We start from the raw sequence: 15,455 nt of genomic DNA on the forward strand, positions 1-15,455 counted from the left end.
CTCAGGTATAGTGAATCCGGCGTTCCACCAGCCGGAACTGGAAGACGGTCAGGATCAGAACAAGGGCCATCAACACAACGGATTGCGCGGATGATCCGCCAAGGTCGTTGCCGCGGAAGCCATCCAGATACACCTTGTAGACAAGCGTCATCGGGTTGTTGCCCGGCTCACCCTTCATCAGTGCGTCGATGATGCCGAATGTATCGAACAGGGCATAGGTGATGTTGATGATCAGGAGGAAAAACGCGGTTGGGGCCAGCAGAGGAAAGGTCACGTCCCAGAACCGCCGCGTGGATGAGCGGTTGTCGATCATGGCCGCCTCGCGAACTGAACGTGGGATGGATTGCAGGCCCGACAGGAAAAAGATGAAATTGACCGGGATCTGTTTCCACACCGCGACGATGATCATTGCCGTTGCGGTGGCGTTGTAGTCAACGCCCAGCTTGAAATCCCAGCCGAACAGTCCGAAGAACTTGGTCATGGGGCCGGTACTTTGATCAAAGAACAGAATGCCCAGAAAGCCCGCGACGGGTGGCGCAATTGCGTAGACCCACATCAGCAGGGTGCGATAGGACCTCGCCCCTCGGATCACCTTGTCGGCCTTGACCGCCAGCAACAGCGCGATGGCCAGCGAAAAGAAAGTGACCAGAATGGAAAAGACAACCGTAAACCACGCGATGCGTTTGTACTGATCATTGCCCAGCAATGAGGTGTAGTTGTCCGCCCCCACAAAGGTCGAGCCGAACCCGAACGGGTCCTGCAGAAAGAACGACGATTGCAGCGCCCATCCAGCGGGCCAGTAGAAGAAGATGGCGATGATCATGAGCTGCGGCAGCAGCAGCGCCACAGGAAGCCAGATAGTGTCGAAGCCCGCGCGTTTCATTGTTCGTCCAGTTGCAAAAAGGGGGATGGCCGCGCCCAAAGGCGCGACCATCTTGGGGGTGATCCCAGAACCTTAGCCCTGAGTCTTGGCGAAGCGTGCCAGCAATTCGTTGGCTTCGGCTTCGATGTTCTGGAAGGCGCTTTCCACGTCGGTCTCACCGGTCAGGATACGGCCATACTCGCGGTTCATGATGTCGCGGATCTGAACGTAGAAGCCCATGCGGTAGCCCTTGGTGTTGTCACCGGCCTTGGCTTGCAGCTGGTTCACACCAACTTCGGCGGCAGGGTAGCGGTCATAGTGGCCGTCTGCCTTGGCGGCTTCATAAGCGGCCTCGGTGATCGGGACATAACCGGTTTCCTGATGCCAGAAATACTGGGTCTCAGGCGCGGTCAGGAAGCGGAAGAACTCGGCAGTTGCCTTGTTTTCCTCGTCCGACTTGCCCGACATCGCAAACAGAGCTGCGCCGCCGATCCTGACTTCCGACCTTTTTGTTGATCTGACTGGGTTTTTGGTTTGTTTTCAGGTGTGGTTGCTCAGAGGCGCGTTGTAGTGCCCCATTATTATAAAAAGTATTGACATGGGCCTTCAGATGGCTAACCTCTTCGCCCATGTTCATCCGCACCAAACATGACGCAAAGCTCAACCGCACACGGATCCAGATCGTTGAATCCGTCCGCACCGGCTCCAAGGTACGCCAGAAGATCCTGCGCCATGTGGGTGTGGCCCATAACGACAGCGAGATTGAGGATATCAAGCGTCTGGCGGGCCGCTTGATGGAGCAATTACGCATTGATCGCTCGCCGCAAATGGAACTGTTCACGCCCACGGAATATGCCGATCTGCAGGCGCTGGTGCGCCGCGCTCCGCGGCCGGACAAGCTTGGCGTTGATCTTGCCGAGTGCCGTGAGGAGGCGCGGGTCTCTCTGGGTCTGCGGGATGTCATGGGGACGATGTATGACCAACTGGGTTGGGGGGCCCTTCTGGGGGCGGCGCGTAAAAGTGCCAATCGCATTGTGAAAGAGCTGGTTATGGCGCGGATCGCACAGCCCGAGAGCAAGCGCGCGACCGTGGAGGCGTTGGAGAACCAGGCAGGCATCACGCTCAATCTGGACGTGGTCTATCGGAGCATGGATTACATCAATACGCCGGTGATAGACGGGATTTGCAAAACCTCTCACGCGGCGGCAGAGAAGTTGCTGGGCGGGCCAGTGACCGTGCTGTTCTACGATTGCACGACCCTGGCCTTTGACACCGAGCGCGAGGACCCGGCCGAGGATGCGGACGGGGTCGAGCAGGATCATCTTCTGGCCAAGGGCTTCAGCAAGGATGGCAAGCATCACCGCGCTCAGGTCATGCTGGCGCTGATCGTCACCTCCGATGGGCTGCCTGTGGGCTATGAACTCTTCCCGGGAAACACCTGGGAAGGTCATACGCTGGAAGCTGCGCTGAAGGCGTTGGAGGGACGCTTCGACGTGGCCAGGGTCACGTTCGTGGCCGATGCCGCCATGCTCAGCAAGGACAACCAGCAGATGTTGCAGAACAAGGGTCTGCCCTACATCCTCGGCTATCGCATGAAGTCCGCCCCGGCCGCCGTGAAGGCGAACATTTTGAGCCCGGAGGGACGCCAGCCTTGGGCTGGACACGGTTCTGAAGAGGCAACCGAGAAGGGCTGGTACAAGGTGATCGACCAGGAGGGAGCGCGGGTCATTGTGACCTGGTCACCCACCCGGGCACGCAATGATGCCCACAAGCGCGACAAGGCAATCGAAAAGCTGCACAAGAAGCTCAAGCGCTCTCGCAAACCCGGCAGCTTCAGCAGCCGGGGATATGGCCGCTTCCTGGCCTTCCCCGACAGCGGGGACGTCACGCTGGATGATGCAAAGATCAAGGCAGCGGCACAATGGGACGGGCTGCATGCCATTGTTGTTCATGGTGCGGACGAACTGGAGGCACAGGACGTCATTGCCCGCTATCACCAGTTGTGGGAGATCGAAGCCTGCTTCCGCACCAACAAGCACGATCTGAAAATCCGGCCCATCTATCACTGGTCGCCGCGTCGGGTCCGGGCCCATATCGCCATCTGCTACATGGCCTTCTGCTGCCTGCAGCACCTGCGCAAGCATCTGGACCTGCTCGGACACCCGATGAGCCCGGCTCGTATCCGCAACGAGTTGAACGCATTGCAGCTCTCGATCCTGCGCCACAAAGGCACCCCTGACCGCTACGGCATGCCAAGCCATGCCACGGTCGATGCCAGACGCATCCTCACCTGCGTCGGCCTGACCTGGAACGAAGCCCCTTTCAAGATACCCCCCGGGCGCACCCGAAAAACTGGCCAGACCAAAGCCTGAGCTCCCTCAACACTCCGAAACAATCGCTGGCGAAAAAAGTCCGTGTAGTGCCTTTTGGCAACCAAGGCATAATAATATCAATGACTTATACGAAAAAATGTCGGAAGTCAGGAAATACTGGGTCTCAGGCGCGGTCAGGAAGCGGAAGAACTCGGCAGTTGCCTTGTTTTCCTCGTCCGACTTGCCCGACATCGCAAACAGAGCTGCGCCGCCGATGAAGGTTTGGGTTGGCTCAGCCGTGACAGCTTCCCAATAGGGCAGCTCAACCGCGCTGAATTCAAAGCCCAGGTCTTTCTGCAGCAACCCGCCGAAGGAACCCGACGAACCCAGCCACATCGCAACTTTACCTTCTTCGAACGGTTTTGCGTTGTCACCCCAACCGGTGCCATACCATTCGAACATTCCGTTGTCTTTCCACTCGGTCACGGCGGTGAAGTGCGCCTTGATCGCGTCGTTGTTGACGAGGATCTCGGTGTCCATGCCGTCATAGCCGTTGTTGTTGGTCGCAAACGGCAGGTTGTGACGCGACATGAAGTTCTCGGTGAAGATCCAGGGCAGGTGCGACTGGCTGAGCGGGATGTAGCCTGCCTCTTTCAGCGCCGGAGCGGTGGTAGACTGGAACTCTTCCCATGTCTTCGGCGGGGTCACGCCAGCAGCTTCCAGAGCGTCGACATTGTAATACAGGATCGGGGTCGACGAGTTGAACGGCATCCCGATCATCTTGCCATCGCTGTCGGCATAGAAATAACGCACACCGGCAATGTAGTCGTTGATGTCGAATTCGACGCCGTTTTCAGCCAGCAGGTCCTGAACCGGAACGGTCGCGCCTTTGGCCGCGATCACGGTGGCGGCACCTGCGTCAAACACCTGCATGATGTTGGGCTGCTCGCCCGCGCGGAAGGCAGCGATCCCTGCGGTCAGCGTTTCTTCGTAGCTGCCCTTGTAGATCGGAGTGATTGTGTATTCGTCCTGGGACTCGTTGAATTTCTCGGCAACCTTGTTAACGGTTTCCCCCAGCTGCCCGCCATGGGCATGCCACCAAGTGATTTCGGTTTCTGCAAAAGCTGCGGTCGCGGTGAACGCGAGCGCGGCAGCTGTTGCGCAAAACTTCAGATTGTTCATTTCGATCCTCCGGTTCGGTATCGGCCCTTTGCAGCAAAAAGACCGTTGGCATTATGTGCCAGTTTTCATGCAGGCTCCCCTGCGGCGTTTTTCGCGCGCAGCCTCCGACCCGCATCAGTGGAACACGTCCGCAAACTGCACACGTGACCACATACTGTTAACGTATGACAGTTCGATGAAAGATTTCTAGCAATATTGACAAATTAAACAAAAAAGATGGACAGCTTAGGCGTGGTTGATGACAGCAAAAAACAACTGGACAGACCGCGCCGCGTTACGGCGCAGGCGGTTGCCGATGCGGCGGGCGTGTCCCGCTCGGCCGTGTCCCGTGCGTTTACGCCCGGCGCCTATCTTGATGCTGAAAAACGTATAAAAATCATGCATATGGCTGACCGTATGGGGTATCAACCCAACGCGTTGGCGGCAGGGTTGAAGGGGGGGCGATCGCACCTCGTAGCGGTCTTTGTAGGCAACAAACGGAGCACCTACGACTCAGAGTTTGTGAACCGGTTGGTCGGGCAGTTGAACGCTCTGAACAAGTGGCCGATTCTGATTGATGGCAGTGGAGAGAGCGCTGAATCAGCCATGGATCAGGTTTTGCGCTATCCGCTGGATGCTCTGATTCTGCGCGGAGGTAGCATGCCCGGCGCGCTTGTGGAGCAATGCAGCAAATTCGGGGTCCCCATGATCTCATCCGGGCGCATCGTGGATGCGGCGGGGATCGACAATGTGTGCTGCAAGAATGCCGACGGGATGACCATCGCGACCCGTGTTTTGTTGGACAAGGGCCGCACACGGTTCGGGTTCATTGCGGGCGCGGCCGAGTTCGGATCTTCAGATGATCGGAGGGCCGGGGTGGTCAACACTTTGGCGTCGGCAGGATTGTCCCTGATCGCGGAAGAGGTCGGAGATTTCACGGTTGGGGCTGGATACGACGCAGCGCAAAAACTACTGCGGGAAAACAGTCTTGATGCGCTGATCTGTGCCAATGATGCCAGCGCCATCGGAGCGTTGACCGCGGCACGGGAGTTGGACGTGGACGTGCCCGAAACACTCTCGATTGTGGGCTTTGATGATATTGAAATGGCCGGGTGGCCCGCGTTCAATCTCAGCACGATCAACAATCCGATCGACCTTTCGGTCGAACATGTGATCACCTTGCTGGAAAAACGTCTGGCTGAACCGGCAAAGGACAGTGAGACCCTTCTGATCGAGCCCTTCTTTGTCCCGCGCGGTACCCATTGACGCTGATACGGCCCGAGGTGCCTGAAATCGCGAAGGGTTCGTCGGCGCGTGTTGGATTTTGATATTCTTCACACCGCCTCTCACCCGATTTTGCCGTCAAAGGGAGACAGGTTTCGACAAAGGTGCCTTTCTGCTGCCGCAAGTTGTTGTGAGTGTGGGTCGGGGCCTGTCTCAGACCTCTTTGATCGACGTCTCTGACAGTCTTTCTACCAAGCTCTGCTCAATCTCTTCCAGAACGCCGCGCACGCGTTTTTGCAAGGCATGTTCGACAGAACAGGTTGGCGCCTCATCTTCACTGCCGCTTGCGACAAGGCGCTCGTCCAGCGCAAGGTAGACGTCGGCTAGCGTGATTTCGCTCGGAACGCGGGCCAGACGCCATCCGCCTGCATGGCCTTTCTCGGATGTCAGTAGACCGGCGGCGCGCAATTTTCCCAAAACGCGACGCACAACAACCGGGTTGGTTCCGGCATGATCCGCAATTTCGGTTGAGGTGCGCACACGGTCCGGCTCTCCGGCCATGTGGCTGAGCGTATGCAGGGCAAGTGACAGGCGGCTATTGCGCTTCATATGACGGGGTTCTCCAAACCTGCTGGCAACGTAACTTTGGCTGTTGCATTAATCTAGTAACTATGAAAGTTACAAGAACCGCATCCAGAGCTATGGAGACTCATATGTCAGATACGCGCCTTCCCGTCACGGTGCTTTCCGGATTTCTTGGGGCTGGCAAGACCACCTTGCTGAACCGGGTTCTCAACAACCGCGAAGGTCGCCGTGTCGCGGTGATCGTGAACGACATGTCCGAGGTGAATATCGACGCCGACCTTGTGCGCGCCGATACCGAGCTGAGCCGGACGGACGAGACGCTGGTTGAAATGTCGAATGGCTGTATTTGCTGCACCCTACGCGATGACCTTTTGGATGAGGTCCGCCGACTGGCGGCCGAGGGGCGCTTTGACTATCTGCTGATTGAATCAACGGGTATTTCCGAGCCTCTGCCGGTGGCTGCGACCTTTGATTTCCGCGATGAGTATGGTGAAAGCCTGTCCGATGTGGCGCGTCTGGACACGATGGTGACGGTTGTCGATGCGGTAAACCTGCTCGGGGATTTCTCCTCGCATGACTTCCTGCAGGATCGCGGTGAGACCATGGGCGAGGAAGACGAACGCACTCTCGTCCATTTGCTGACCGATCAGATTGAGTTCGCCGATGTCGTGATCCTGAACAAGGTCGACGATGCCGGGCCGGAAAAGGTCGACGCGACCCGCAAGATCATCCGCAGCCTTAATGCGGATGCCGAGATCGTCGAGGTCAATCACTCCGCTGTGGCGGCTGAGAAAATCCTCGATACCGGGCTGTTTGACTTCGAAAAAGCCCATGAGCATCCGATGTGGGCCAAAGAGCTGTATGGCTTTGCTGACCACGTGCCGGAGACTGAAGAATATGGTGTTGCGTCTTATGTCTACCGGGCGCGTCTGCCCTTCGTGCCCGAGCGTATCCTTGAGGTTCTGAACGGCGATCTGCCGGGTGTGATCCGGGCCAAGGGGCATTTCTGGATTTCTACGCGTCCCGATTGGGTGGCTGAGTTTTCGCTGGCCGGAGCGCTCTCTAGCGTGCAGCCTTTGGGCACTTGGTGGGCTTCGGTTCCGGAAGAACGCCGACCGACCCATGACAGCGCCCGCGCCTACATGCAGGCTCATTGGCAAGAACCATGGGGAGACCGCCGGCAAGAGATCGTGTTCATCGGGGCAGGGATCGACTGGCCGACCCTCAGGGCGCGATTGGATGCCTGCCTCGTACCTGCTGTTGCGGGTTTGGGTCCCGACAATTTGCCGGACTATCCCGACCCGTTCCCGATCTGGCGTCGGGCTGAGGCGGCAGCATGAGCGTTGTACGCCAAACCGTGATCGGTGCGGCCGTTGGGGTTGGCGTTGCGGATACGCCCGAGGCGCTGAGCGCCTTTCTCAACCCAGGCTGCGCCGCAGCACTTTGGCGGCGTCAAACTCCGCCCAGTGTTCAAAGCTGGCTAAATGATCTTGAACCCGAGGACCTGCCGAAGGGGCGGGTGATCCTTCCGTTGGGCAAGGTGACCGAAACAATCAGCCATCTTTGCGACATGTCCGGTTTGCCAGCATGCCCTGAGCGGGACTGGCTGGAGGCGGATATCGCCTTACTGGCAGACGTGTTTTCAGATCTGGTCTCGGCCCGGTATTTGCGGTTGCGGCTGGATGTTGTCACAACCAACGCCTGCCGTAAGTTCCATATCGATGCCATCACGGCGCGACTGGTTTGCACCTATCGTGGTACCGGCACGCAATACGGCATTTCGCGTGATGGCGCTGAGCCTCAACGTGTCTTTACGGTGCAAACCGGTTCTCCGATCCTGTTGCGCGGGACACGCTGGCCGGAAACACCGCGGTCGGGCCTTTTGCACCGTTCCCCTCCGATCGAAGGCACCGGCGAGACCCGGCTCGTACTGGTATTGGATCCGATCAACGACCCGGAAGAGGCTGCATGACCGGAAATCTGGGGCAAAGCAGCTTGCGGCGCAGGAAGCGCGCGGGCGATCCCATGGCCGTATTTGACAGCCTGCCCGCCCCGTTGCGGCAGTGGTTGTCCGAAGCGGCCCTGCCATGGTCGCCCGTCTCGGCGCGCCGGATTTGGGTCAAAGCACTGGCCAAAGGTCTTACGCCGGAAGAAACGTTGCTATCGCTGAATCGGGCCGAGGCGAGTACGCTGGCACGTGACAAGGTGATGGCCCTGCCGCGCGGTTAGTGCACCCAGGCTCTGGGGTCGCTTTGACTTGAAACTGTTACGCTCAGCCGTCACCATCCGATCATTGTTGATTGATGAATTACGGAGGGCGCAATGGCCTATAAGCTGATTAAGGGCGAGTTTCATATTTTCTATCCCGACATTCCAAAGCAGGGCCCGGAACCTGACGGTGATACTCTGAAATTCAAACCAGATGACCCGTCGCTTGTTCAGGACCTTTGGCGTTCGGGTCAGCCCCGGCCCGGCTTCAATGGGCGCGGGATGATCAATCTGCGGTTTGAAGGTCTGGATGCGCTCGAAACCCATTTCCGCAGCGCGCATCAGAACAAACCCCTTGCGGAGGCGTCGCGCGATTTTCTGTTGGATTGGGCCGGGTTCGGAGGCGTGGTGTTCTGGGATGACAAGCCAAACAAGGTACAGCAGGTCGAAAACAACCCGGTTCGCGGTTACATCCTGACCAATGGTCTGGACGGCCACGGCCGGATTGTGGCCTTTGTCTACTCGGGTGATGCGCCCGAACCGGACGGTGAGGTATTCAAACTGATGCCGGACCGCGTGGATCAGAGCTTCAACGCTCGCAGCCTGGAGGCTGGTCAGTCCTATCCGCTGTTCTACCTGACGCTGCCGATCTCACTTGCCCGGCATCTCGGAGGGATTGCGGATCAGGCCCGTGCGGCGGGGAAGGGTCTGTATCCTGATGACGCTTCTGCCCCCGGGCAAGACTTCGAAGTAACCCCTGCGAATTATCAAGATCTGGTAATCTGGCCCAAGCTCTTCCGGCGCCTGCATGACTATTTCGCGGATGAATTCGACGATTTGACCGGGTTCGATACCTGGCTACGCGCGGACCCGAGGGACCGGGACGATCGAATGCTTCTGCCCGAAGACTATGACGCCCATTTCCATAATGTGGTCGAGGTGACCTCGCCCGCGTCGATGAGGTTGACAGTCGACCCCAAGGATATCGTGATCCTGCCGGACGATTTCACCATGCCCGAAACCGGCCTGCCGTCGCACTAGGGATAAGACTAAAGCTCTGCCGAAGGTGCCGGGCCGTGCGAGTTCAGGCTGAGATCATGGAGTAGGCTATTTGGGAAGGGGATCATCCGATTGGCATCCTCGTCCCACAGCCTCCATTTCAAGCAACTGAGCGCGCCTCGGACGTCGATCGCCGCGCTGTTCCAGTCCTGCGCAATTGAGGCGTTGCAGGTCTTGAGGTGATAGCAGGGGATTTTGGCGTTCAGGTGATGCAGGTCATGGAAACCGAAATTTAGCAGAACAAAATCCACAACCGGTCCTAGTCGGAGCGAACTTGCACCGCGCAGAGCGGCTGCATGGGCGGTTTTGTCGCCCGACGGCCGCCAATAGGTTTCTTCGAAGTTGTGCCCGACATAGACGACAAATATTCCGAAACTGCCTGCAAGAAGGCTGCCAAGGATCAGGGCGTAAAAACTCCACCAACCCAGAAATGTGATGATCAGGCCCCAGAAGACAAACATGGCGATATTCTGCAATAGAACATCCCGGACGCTGACTTTCAGTGTGTTTCGGGGCCAGCGGTATTGGACAAAGTAAATCAGAACCGGGCCGATCAGGAACAAGGTGATAGGGTGCCTGTAGGCGCGATAGAACAGTTTCCTGGACAGGGGCGCGCTCTCATATTCGCGCCGGGTCATGACATAGACCTCGTGGGCGTCCCGGTGATCCAGATTGCCCAGATGCTGGTGATGCAGGTTGTGATTATACCTCAGAACGCTATGCGCGATCCCGGAAAAGAGGCACAGGAGGTTCCCAAGGAGATCATTCCACGTGCGGTTTGTGAAAAAGCTGTAGTGCCCGCAGTCATGCTGGATGGAATAGAGCCGCAGGATTCCTGCCGCAAACAGGATCGAACCTAAGGTCAGGGAAAGCCATGCCCCGGGAAAAAGGGCAGGGATAGCAAGCGCCGCAGCGACAACGCCTGCGCTGATGGCCAGCGCTTTGCAGGCCATCCTATCGTCTGGTTTTGTGAATTCCCTCGGAACCTTGATCGAACTCATTACCGTCACTGAAAATGATTGAGACTATGAAAACGCTTAGCGTCCCCAATCGTTAGCATGGCTTTGGATTTCCGCCAAATTCGATGAGGTGCGCGGCTCAGGCATCGGTTTGGGACAGCTCCAGAAACATATAGGGCTGTATGTTCTCAAATGGCCACAGGCGAACAACCTGCGTGAGGCCCAATTTTTTTGCCCCGCGCCCGATCGCGTTGAACACGCCGATATGTTCCTGAAATACCGGATCATCGTTGAATCTGTCGATCATGCGATCGGTGATCTCAGACCGCACGCGCAGGCGCAGGCCGGACCCCTTCAGGTGACGTTTGATCTGGGCCAGACGGACGAAGTTGAGGCTGTTCCACAACCCATGAACTTCGTAAGTGTCCTCAACCCATGTAATCCGCTTTCGAAACAGTCGCCCTGTCAGGGTCTTTGAGCGAAGCGCGGGGATGTTGAAATGCGGCTCATAAGGGAAACCGTAGTTGGGGCAGAGGATCAGGCAGCGGCCCTGTGTGTCCAGAAATCGCGGCAGAGTATCCAGGAAATGCCGCCAATCCGGCAAATGCTCCAGCACGTTGACCATGTAGATCAGGTCATAGGGTTGCGAGGGCGTGTAGGCCTCATAGGTGCTGCGTTGGATATCTCCACCCAGTTTGGCGGCGTGATCCAGAACATGCTCCATCGGTGCGAAGCCTTCGGCGAAAGGCTCGATGGCGTCCAGTGCGATGTTTGGGTTCCGTTGGCGCAGCATGGTTAGTAGGATACCTGCCCCGCAGCCGATCTCTAACGCCCGCGCGCCGGGTGGTAGTGCGCAGATTTCAGGGTCGAGATTCTGGAAATGAAACCGGGCTGCGCTAAGCCAGATGTCTTTCAGGGGAAAGTCGAACCGCGCGAAATCCTCAAGAATGTCGTCGACCCAAAAAAGGCTTTCTTGAGGGCTGACCGAATGCATACTGATCCCAAGACGAGTGGTTTGAAGGATTGATATAGCAATGTGTTGGAGCGGGCCAGCGTCCTATACCATCGCTGCCGTCGGGGTGATCGCCACCGTCAAGGCCATACGCCAAGGAGAGAGCCCTTTGCTCTGGTCGCCGCTGGTGTATTTCACCGCGATCGAAGTGCTGCAGGGTTATTCCTATTCCGTCGAGGGGCAATGTGCGTTGCCCCAAAACCAGGTCGCCGCGTTACTGGCCTATATACACATCGCCTTTCAGCCGCTGTTTACCGGCATTCTCGCCTTGTATTTCATCCCAAAGGATGTGCGCGGTATGATAGCGCCGGTTGTCTTCGGCCTCGGCGCTTTGACCGGAGCGTATTTGCTGCTGCAAATTTATCCGTTCGACTGGGCAGGCCCATGCCGACCGGGGCGCCTTTTGTGCAGCGATCATCTATGTGTGAAGGCGGAAAGCTGGCACATAGGGTGGCATCTGCCACTGAATGATCTGGGTGAAAGCCTGCCTGCCACGATTTTCGGGCAGCAATATGATCTGAACTTCCCGGTTTATTTCACGGTGATGTTCCTGCTGCCCGCCGCTCTGGGCGCATGGAAAGTCGCGGGGTTTCAACTGCTTATCGGGCCCACGCTGGCCTTGGCCTCAACCGATAGCCCTACGGAAATGCCTGCGATCTGGTGTCTGTTCTCGCTGGGCATTGTCATGATGATCGTGTTCACGCCGCTCAAATCGGCGCTGCAAGCAAGATCATGGCCTTTGTGGACTGTGCTGCGCTGGGTGAACGGGACCAATAAAAAACCACTCTAATACCCTAACAAACCGTTCACCCGCGCATCACTTTCTTTACCTCGTGCCTAACCTGCGAACCGCAGTTCCGATCTGGTCGGAGACCCGGTTCCCCCTCAAGCCGGTGGGAGGCAAGAAACTCTATGGAGGCACGACTACGTCTCGGCGTCATCCTCCAGTTGATACAGAACCCAATCGTCACGCAGGCCTTTCAGCTGTTTGGGGCCAATTTCCTGAAACTCCAGTCCCAGACCCAAAACCAGATCGCGCACGGTGCTGGAAACCCATGTCTGCCCTCCCGGTGTCAGGCTAAGAACACGGGCCGCGATTGCGATCGCGATGCCGGTCACATCGTTGGTGGTGCGCAGACACTCTCCACAATGAATACCGGCCCGAAGCTTTAGGCCGAGCGCGTCTGCCGTGGCCCGAAAGGCCTTGGCGCAAGCGATGGCGGCACTGGGGCGAGGAAAGATCGCCAGCATGCCGTCACCCATCAGTTTCACAAGTGTGCCTTCGTGTTCTGCGACAGTCTCAAGCGCTGCCGTATCCAGAGTGTCCATGATATCGCGCCACTCGGCATCGCCTAGACGCGCGACGATCTCGGTCGAGTTTACCACATCGGTCATCATGATTGTGACCAACAGGCTTTTGTTTTCACCATCAGCCTCGTATTCGGCGATATTGTCCTCGAACGTTTGGTCGATCAATGCGCTCGGCTGAGGGTGGATGATCGTCGGGCGAACCGGAAAGGTCTTCACGACCGCCTGTAGAAAAGCGTGCAATTTTGACCCCCTAAGCGGGGAAATCGGCGTCCAAATTTGACCCCTCCCTATGGTTGTAGACATCCTTTTCATTGGGGAATTATATACTTAAGTAACATTTATGATTGACGGACTCCGACGCATTTGTTACATTTTAATAACATTCAGGAGTGTAAAAATGACAAAAGCACCGGGAAAATCAAACCGCAAGGGCCTGACCTTCCTACAGGTTGCTGCAATGTTCGGTAATGAAGAAAAGTCGCGTAAGTGGATTGAGGAACTACATTGGCCAGATGGTCCGTTTTGCCCGCATTGCGGTTCTTTCAACGTGCAGTCAGGCATCAGGCATCCAAGCATGACGCACAGGTGTCGTGAGTGCTCCAAAAAACCCATGTTTACGGTTCGGGTCGGCACGATCCTTGAGAATACCCGGCTACCATATCGCACATGGGCCATTGGTATTTACTTGTTCACAACTAACCTTAAGGGCGTATCTTCGATGAAGTTGCACCGTGAGCTTGGTGTTACGCAGAAGTCCGCGTGGTTCATGCTGCATCGTCTTCGGGCTGCAATGGAGGCAAACATGCCTTGGTTTAATGGCCCAGTCGAAGCAGATGAAACCTACATAGGCGGCAAGGAAGGCAACAAACACGCGAAGAAGAAACTCAAGGCTGGACGTGGCGCTGTTGGCAAGGCTGCTGTTGCTGGTATCAGGGATCGCGAAACGGGTCAGGTTGTTGCCAAAGTGGTAGAGAGCACAGACAAAGAGACCTTGCAGGGGTTTGTGAACGAGCATGCCGTCGAAGGAGCAACACTCTATACCGATGAGGCTAGTGCCTACAAGGGCATTGACAGGCCGCATGAGGTGGTAAAGCACTCAGTGGGTGAATATGTCCGCGATCAGGCGCACACCAACGGGCTGGAAAGCTTTTGGGCTCCTATGAAGCGGGGTTATAATGGCGTCTATCACAAGATGTCGCCCAAGCATCTGCAACGCTATGTGGACGAGTTTCAGCACCGTCACAACAACAGGCCAAAGGATACAATCGACCAAATGGGCGGCGTTGTGCATGGGATGGCTGGAAAGAACCTGCCTTACAAGAAGCTAATCGAGGATAACGGATTGAATAGCGGAGCGCGGTCATGAGCGTCGGAACTTCGCAAAGTACTGCCGGGGTATTTTCCAACACGCGCACGGTGACCGTGCCAAAGCTGGTGCTTCCCGATGTCCTTAAGCCCAACACGCGCCTTAAGATGGACGGTCTTGAGTTCCTTTCCGCTATACCTGCGGACGCAGTTCCAGTCGCATTCTTCGATCCCCAATACCGTGGCGTGCTTGAAAAGCTGGCATATGGGAACGAAGGCAAAGTTCGTGGAAAACGCCGCAGCGCCCTACAGCAAATGCCGGAGGAGGCCATCGCCAATTTTATTCGCGGAATAGATCGTACGCTTATCCCATCAGGCCATCTCTTTTTATGGGTGGATAAGTTTCACCTTTGCCAAGGTATTCACCCGTGGCTGGACGGAACGAGGCTGGACATTGTGGATCTTTTAACGTGGAACAAGGGTACATTTGGTATGGGCTATCGCACTCGGCGCAGAGGAGAATACTGCATAGTACTACAGAAACAGCCGCGTAAGGCAAAAGGCGTGTGGAAAATACATAACATTCCAGATGTAATTCAAGAACAAGTATCCCAGCGGGATCACCCACATTCCAAACCAATAGACATACAAGGTCAACTCATGGCCGCCGTGAGCCACGAAGGCGATTTTGTAATTGATCCGGCTGCCGGGTCGTTTTCGGTTCTGCAAGCGGCACGAAACCATGGCCGCACCTTCCTTGGTTGCGACTTGAACGGTTAGATTATGGCACGATTACGGGATGCCAAACCAAAGAACACATCTGGTTCTTACGCCCGGTTGTTTGGGAATGAAGCGTTAGGTGAATTGGCCAGCAAGATACAGTCAGCTGTAATCTCATCGGGGTCAGAACTGGAATCGATGATCGTGGAAGCTGTTCCCAACATCCCTAATCTGGACACCTTTTTGGAACAAGAAATCATGCCTGAGGGCGTGTTGCTTGCCCGAAAACGTGAAATTAAACGAAGTCGGACCTTGGATTTTTCGGGATCAGAGCCTGACTTTATGGTTTTCAAGCGCCGAAAAGGCGAGCAAAACTGCCATATAGTTGAGTTGAAGGACGGTCATGTGTTCGACACAAAAAAAGCTAGCGCAGAGAGGCAGTCAATGCACGGGTTCATTCAACGCAACGCCCAGCATATTCAATATCGGTTCCAGGCACACTTTTGTGCTTTCAATCAAGAAGACAAGCAAGCGATCTGGGAAGGATTCAAGAAGAGAATTTCAATCGATGAGGCAATGACAGGTCGGGAGTTTTGTGATTTGTTGGAAATTGATTACGACAGTATTGTGCGGGCGCGTCAGGCCGACGGCCCCGACAACGTAGAGTTTTTGTTGACCGAACTGGCTAAAATTGAACCAATCCAAACCCGCTTGCGAGAACTTCTCGGCTAAAACCA

At 56.4% G+C, this 15,455-nt stretch carries 17 protein-coding genes and 2 pseudogenes; 11 read left to right on the forward strand and 8 right to left on the reverse strand.

What is annotated here, in order from left to right; all coding sequences use genetic code 11:
* Window position 1 precedes the first annotated feature (1 nt).
* The 3 genes and pseudogenes from ACOERD_RS13225 to ACOERD_RS13235 all read right to left on the reverse strand — a co-directional run bounded on the left by ACOERD_RS13225 (window position 2) and on the right by ACOERD_RS13235 (window position 1,499).
* Window positions 2–883 (reverse strand): ABC transporter permease subunit, encoded by an 882-nt coding sequence (locus tag ACOERD_RS13225; protein ID WP_170463282.1) that lies wholly within the window; start codon window positions 881–883, stop codon window positions 2–4.
* 72 nt (window positions 884–955) lie between these two features.
* Window positions 956–1,354: pseudogene (locus ACOERD_RS13230) on the reverse strand (extracellular solute-binding protein); the annotation flags it as partial.
* Complete coding sequence (locus ACOERD_RS13235) at window positions 1,263–1,499, reverse strand: hypothetical protein (RefSeq protein WP_419739334.1); 237 nt, start codon at window positions 1,497–1,499, stop codon at window positions 1,263–1,265. The pseudogene ACOERD_RS13230 and the gene ACOERD_RS13235, both read right to left, overlap by 92 nt.
* Here ACOERD_RS13235 and ACOERD_RS13240 point away from each other — a divergent pair.
* Window positions 1,492–3,234 (forward strand): IS1634 family transposase, encoded by a 1,743-nt coding sequence (locus tag ACOERD_RS13240; protein ID WP_419737624.1) that lies wholly within the window; start codon window positions 1,492–1,494, stop codon window positions 3,232–3,234. The two genes, ACOERD_RS13235 and ACOERD_RS13240, sit on opposite strands and share 8 nt — an antisense overlap.
* A 6-nt stretch (window positions 3,235–3,240) precedes the next feature.
* Here the strand turns inward: ACOERD_RS13240 and ACOERD_RS13245 are convergent, their stop codons facing one another.
* Complete coding sequence (locus ACOERD_RS13245) at window positions 3,241–4,356, reverse strand: extracellular solute-binding protein (RefSeq protein WP_419739335.1); 1,116 nt, start codon at window positions 4,354–4,356, stop codon at window positions 3,241–3,243.
* A gap of 216 nt (window positions 4,357–4,572) precedes the next feature.
* Between ACOERD_RS13245 and ACOERD_RS13250 the strand changes: the two are divergent.
* Window positions 4,573–4,758 (forward strand): annotated as a pseudogene (locus ACOERD_RS13250) (transcriptional regulator); the annotation flags it as partial.
* Window positions 4,759–4,857: 99 nt separating this feature from the next.
* Window positions 4,858–5,601 carry a substrate-binding domain-containing protein gene (locus ACOERD_RS13255; protein ID WP_419739416.1) on the forward strand — a complete coding sequence of 248 codons (744 nt, stop codon included), beginning with the start codon at window positions 4,858–4,860 and terminating at the stop codon, window positions 5,599–5,601.
* A gap of 171 nt (window positions 5,602–5,772) precedes the next feature.
* Here the strand turns inward: ACOERD_RS13255 and ACOERD_RS13260 are convergent, their stop codons facing one another.
* On the reverse strand, window positions 5,773–6,168 hold the full coding sequence (locus ACOERD_RS13260) for an Rrf2 family transcriptional regulator (protein ID WP_170376931.1): 396 nt from the start codon (window positions 6,166–6,168) through the stop codon (window positions 5,773–5,775).
* Window positions 6,169–6,272: 104 nt separating this feature from the next.
* Between ACOERD_RS13260 and ACOERD_RS13265 the strand changes: the two genes are divergently transcribed.
* The 4 genes from ACOERD_RS13265 to ACOERD_RS13280 all read left to right on the forward strand — a co-directional run bounded on the left by ACOERD_RS13265 (window position 6,273) and on the right by ACOERD_RS13280 (window position 9,393).
* On the forward strand, window positions 6,273–7,484 hold the full coding sequence (locus ACOERD_RS13265) for a GTP-binding protein (protein WP_419739336.1): 1,212 nt from the start codon (window positions 6,273–6,275) through the stop codon (window positions 7,482–7,484).
* Window positions 7,481–8,116, forward strand: coding sequence for a DUF1826 domain-containing protein (locus ACOERD_RS13270; protein ID WP_419739337.1), 636 nt, complete (start codon window positions 7,481–7,483; stop codon window positions 8,114–8,116). Before ACOERD_RS13265 ends, ACOERD_RS13270 begins: the two co-directional genes overlap by 4 nt.
* Entirely contained in the window at window positions 8,113–8,373 is a 261-nt protein-coding gene (locus tag ACOERD_RS13275; RefSeq protein ID WP_419739338.1) for a DUF6525 family protein, read from the forward strand. Before ACOERD_RS13270 ends, ACOERD_RS13275 begins: the two co-directional genes overlap by 4 nt.
* 93 nt (window positions 8,374–8,466) lie before the next feature.
* Window positions 8,467–9,393 carry a thermonuclease family protein gene (locus tag ACOERD_RS13280; protein WP_419739339.1) on the forward strand — a complete coding sequence of 309 codons (927 nt, stop codon included), beginning with the start codon at window positions 8,467–8,469 and terminating at the stop codon, window positions 9,391–9,393.
* 8 nt (window positions 9,394–9,401) lie between these two features.
* Here the strand turns inward: ACOERD_RS13280 and ACOERD_RS13285 are convergent, their stop codons facing one another.
* Together ACOERD_RS13285 and ACOERD_RS13290 are read right to left on the reverse strand one after the other, a co-directional pair.
* On the reverse strand, window positions 9,402–10,412 hold the full coding sequence (locus ACOERD_RS13285; protein ID WP_419739340.1) for a fatty acid desaturase: 1,011 nt from the start codon (window positions 10,410–10,412) through the stop codon (window positions 9,402–9,404).
* Between the two features lie 97 nt (window positions 10,413–10,509).
* On the reverse strand, window positions 10,510–11,364 hold the full coding sequence (locus ACOERD_RS13290; protein WP_419739341.1) for a class I SAM-dependent methyltransferase: 855 nt from the start codon (window positions 11,362–11,364) through the stop codon (window positions 10,510–10,512).
* An 85-nt stretch (window positions 11,365–11,449) separates the two neighbouring features.
* Here ACOERD_RS13290 and ACOERD_RS13295 point away from each other — a divergent pair, with 85 nt between their 5' ends.
* The gene (locus tag ACOERD_RS13295) at window positions 11,450–12,172 is read left to right on the forward strand and encodes a DUF5765 domain-containing protein (protein WP_419739342.1); all 723 of its coding nucleotides are present in this window, start codon (window positions 11,450–11,452) and stop codon (window positions 12,170–12,172) included.
* A gap of 134 nt (window positions 12,173–12,306) precedes the next feature.
* Here the strand turns inward: ACOERD_RS13295 and ACOERD_RS13300 are convergent, their stop codons facing one another.
* On the reverse strand, window positions 12,307–12,933 hold the full coding sequence (locus tag ACOERD_RS13300; RefSeq protein ID WP_419739343.1) for an adenylate/guanylate cyclase domain-containing protein: 627 nt from the start codon (window positions 12,931–12,933) through the stop codon (window positions 12,307–12,309).
* A gap of 157 nt (window positions 12,934–13,090) precedes the next feature.
* Between ACOERD_RS13300 and ACOERD_RS13305 the strand changes: the two genes are divergently transcribed.
* From ACOERD_RS13305 to ACOERD_RS13315, 3 genes are read left to right on the forward strand one after another with little or no spacing between them, the layout of a single operon-like run.
* A complete protein-coding gene (locus ACOERD_RS13305) occupies window positions 13,091–14,059 on the forward strand; it encodes an IS1595 family transposase (protein ID WP_419737678.1) in 969 nt (322 codons plus the stop codon).
* On the forward strand, window positions 14,056–14,778 hold the full coding sequence (locus tag ACOERD_RS13310; RefSeq protein WP_419737677.1) for a DNA methyltransferase: 723 nt from the start codon (window positions 14,056–14,058) through the stop codon (window positions 14,776–14,778). Before ACOERD_RS13305 ends, ACOERD_RS13310 begins: the two co-directional genes overlap by 4 nt.
* Before the next feature lie 3 nt (window positions 14,779–14,781).
* On the forward strand, window positions 14,782–15,450 hold the full coding sequence (locus tag ACOERD_RS13315) for a hypothetical protein (RefSeq protein WP_419737676.1): 669 nt from the start codon (window positions 14,782–14,784) through the stop codon (window positions 15,448–15,450).
* The last annotated feature ends 5 nt before the right edge of the window (window positions 15,451–15,455 follow it).

The organism is Ruegeria sp. (assembly GCF_965199275.1).
In the GTDB taxonomy this organism is placed as follows: Bacteria; Pseudomonadota; Alphaproteobacteria; order Rhodobacterales; family Rhodobacteraceae; genus Ruegeria.

Bases quoted from the DNA above. Each gene is read 5' to 3' on its own strand.
- ACOERD_RS13310 (WP_419737677.1), top strand. From the start codon at position 14,056: ATGAGCGTCGGAACTTCGCAAAGTACTGCCGGGGTATTTTCCAACACG.
- ACOERD_RS13275 (WP_419739338.1), top strand. From the start codon at position 8,113: ATGACCGGAAATCTGGGGCAAAGCAGCTTGCGGCGCAGGAAGCGCGCG.
- ACOERD_RS13260 (WP_170376931.1), bottom strand. From the start codon at position 6,168: ATGAAGCGCAATAGCCGCCTGTCACTTGCCCTGCATACGCTCAGCCAC.
- ACOERD_RS13285 (WP_419739340.1), bottom strand. From the start codon at position 10,412: ATGAGTTCGATCAAGGTTCCGAGGGAATTCACAAAACCAGACGATAGG.
- ACOERD_RS13290 (WP_419739341.1), bottom strand. From the start codon at position 11,364: ATGCATTCGGTCAGCCCTCAAGAAAGCCTTTTTTGGGTCGACGACATT.
- ACOERD_RS13225 (WP_170463282.1), bottom strand. From the start codon at position 883: ATGAAACGCGCGGGCTTCGACACTATCTGGCTTCCTGTGGCGCTGCTG.
- ACOERD_RS13235 (WP_419739334.1), bottom strand. From the start codon at position 1,499: ATGAACATGGGCGAAGAGGTTAGCCATCTGAAGGCCCATGTCAATACT.
- ACOERD_RS13305 (WP_419737678.1), top strand. From the start codon at position 13,091: ATGACAAAAGCACCGGGAAAATCAAACCGCAAGGGCCTGACCTTCCTA.
- ACOERD_RS13270 (WP_419739337.1), top strand. From the start codon at position 7,481: ATGAGCGTTGTACGCCAAACCGTGATCGGTGCGGCCGTTGGGGTTGGC.
- ACOERD_RS13265 (WP_419739336.1), top strand. From the start codon at position 6,273: ATGTCAGATACGCGCCTTCCCGTCACGGTGCTTTCCGGATTTCTTGGG.
- ACOERD_RS13280 (WP_419739339.1), top strand. From the start codon at position 8,467: ATGGCCTATAAGCTGATTAAGGGCGAGTTTCATATTTTCTATCCCGAC.
- ACOERD_RS13315 (WP_419737676.1), top strand. From the start codon at position 14,782: ATGGCACGATTACGGGATGCCAAACCAAAGAACACATCTGGTTCTTAC.
- ACOERD_RS13240 (WP_419737624.1), top strand. From the start codon at position 1,492: ATGTTCATCCGCACCAAACATGACGCAAAGCTCAACCGCACACGGATC.
- ACOERD_RS13245 (WP_419739335.1), bottom strand. From the start codon at position 4,356: ATGAACAATCTGAAGTTTTGCGCAACAGCTGCCGCGCTCGCGTTCACC.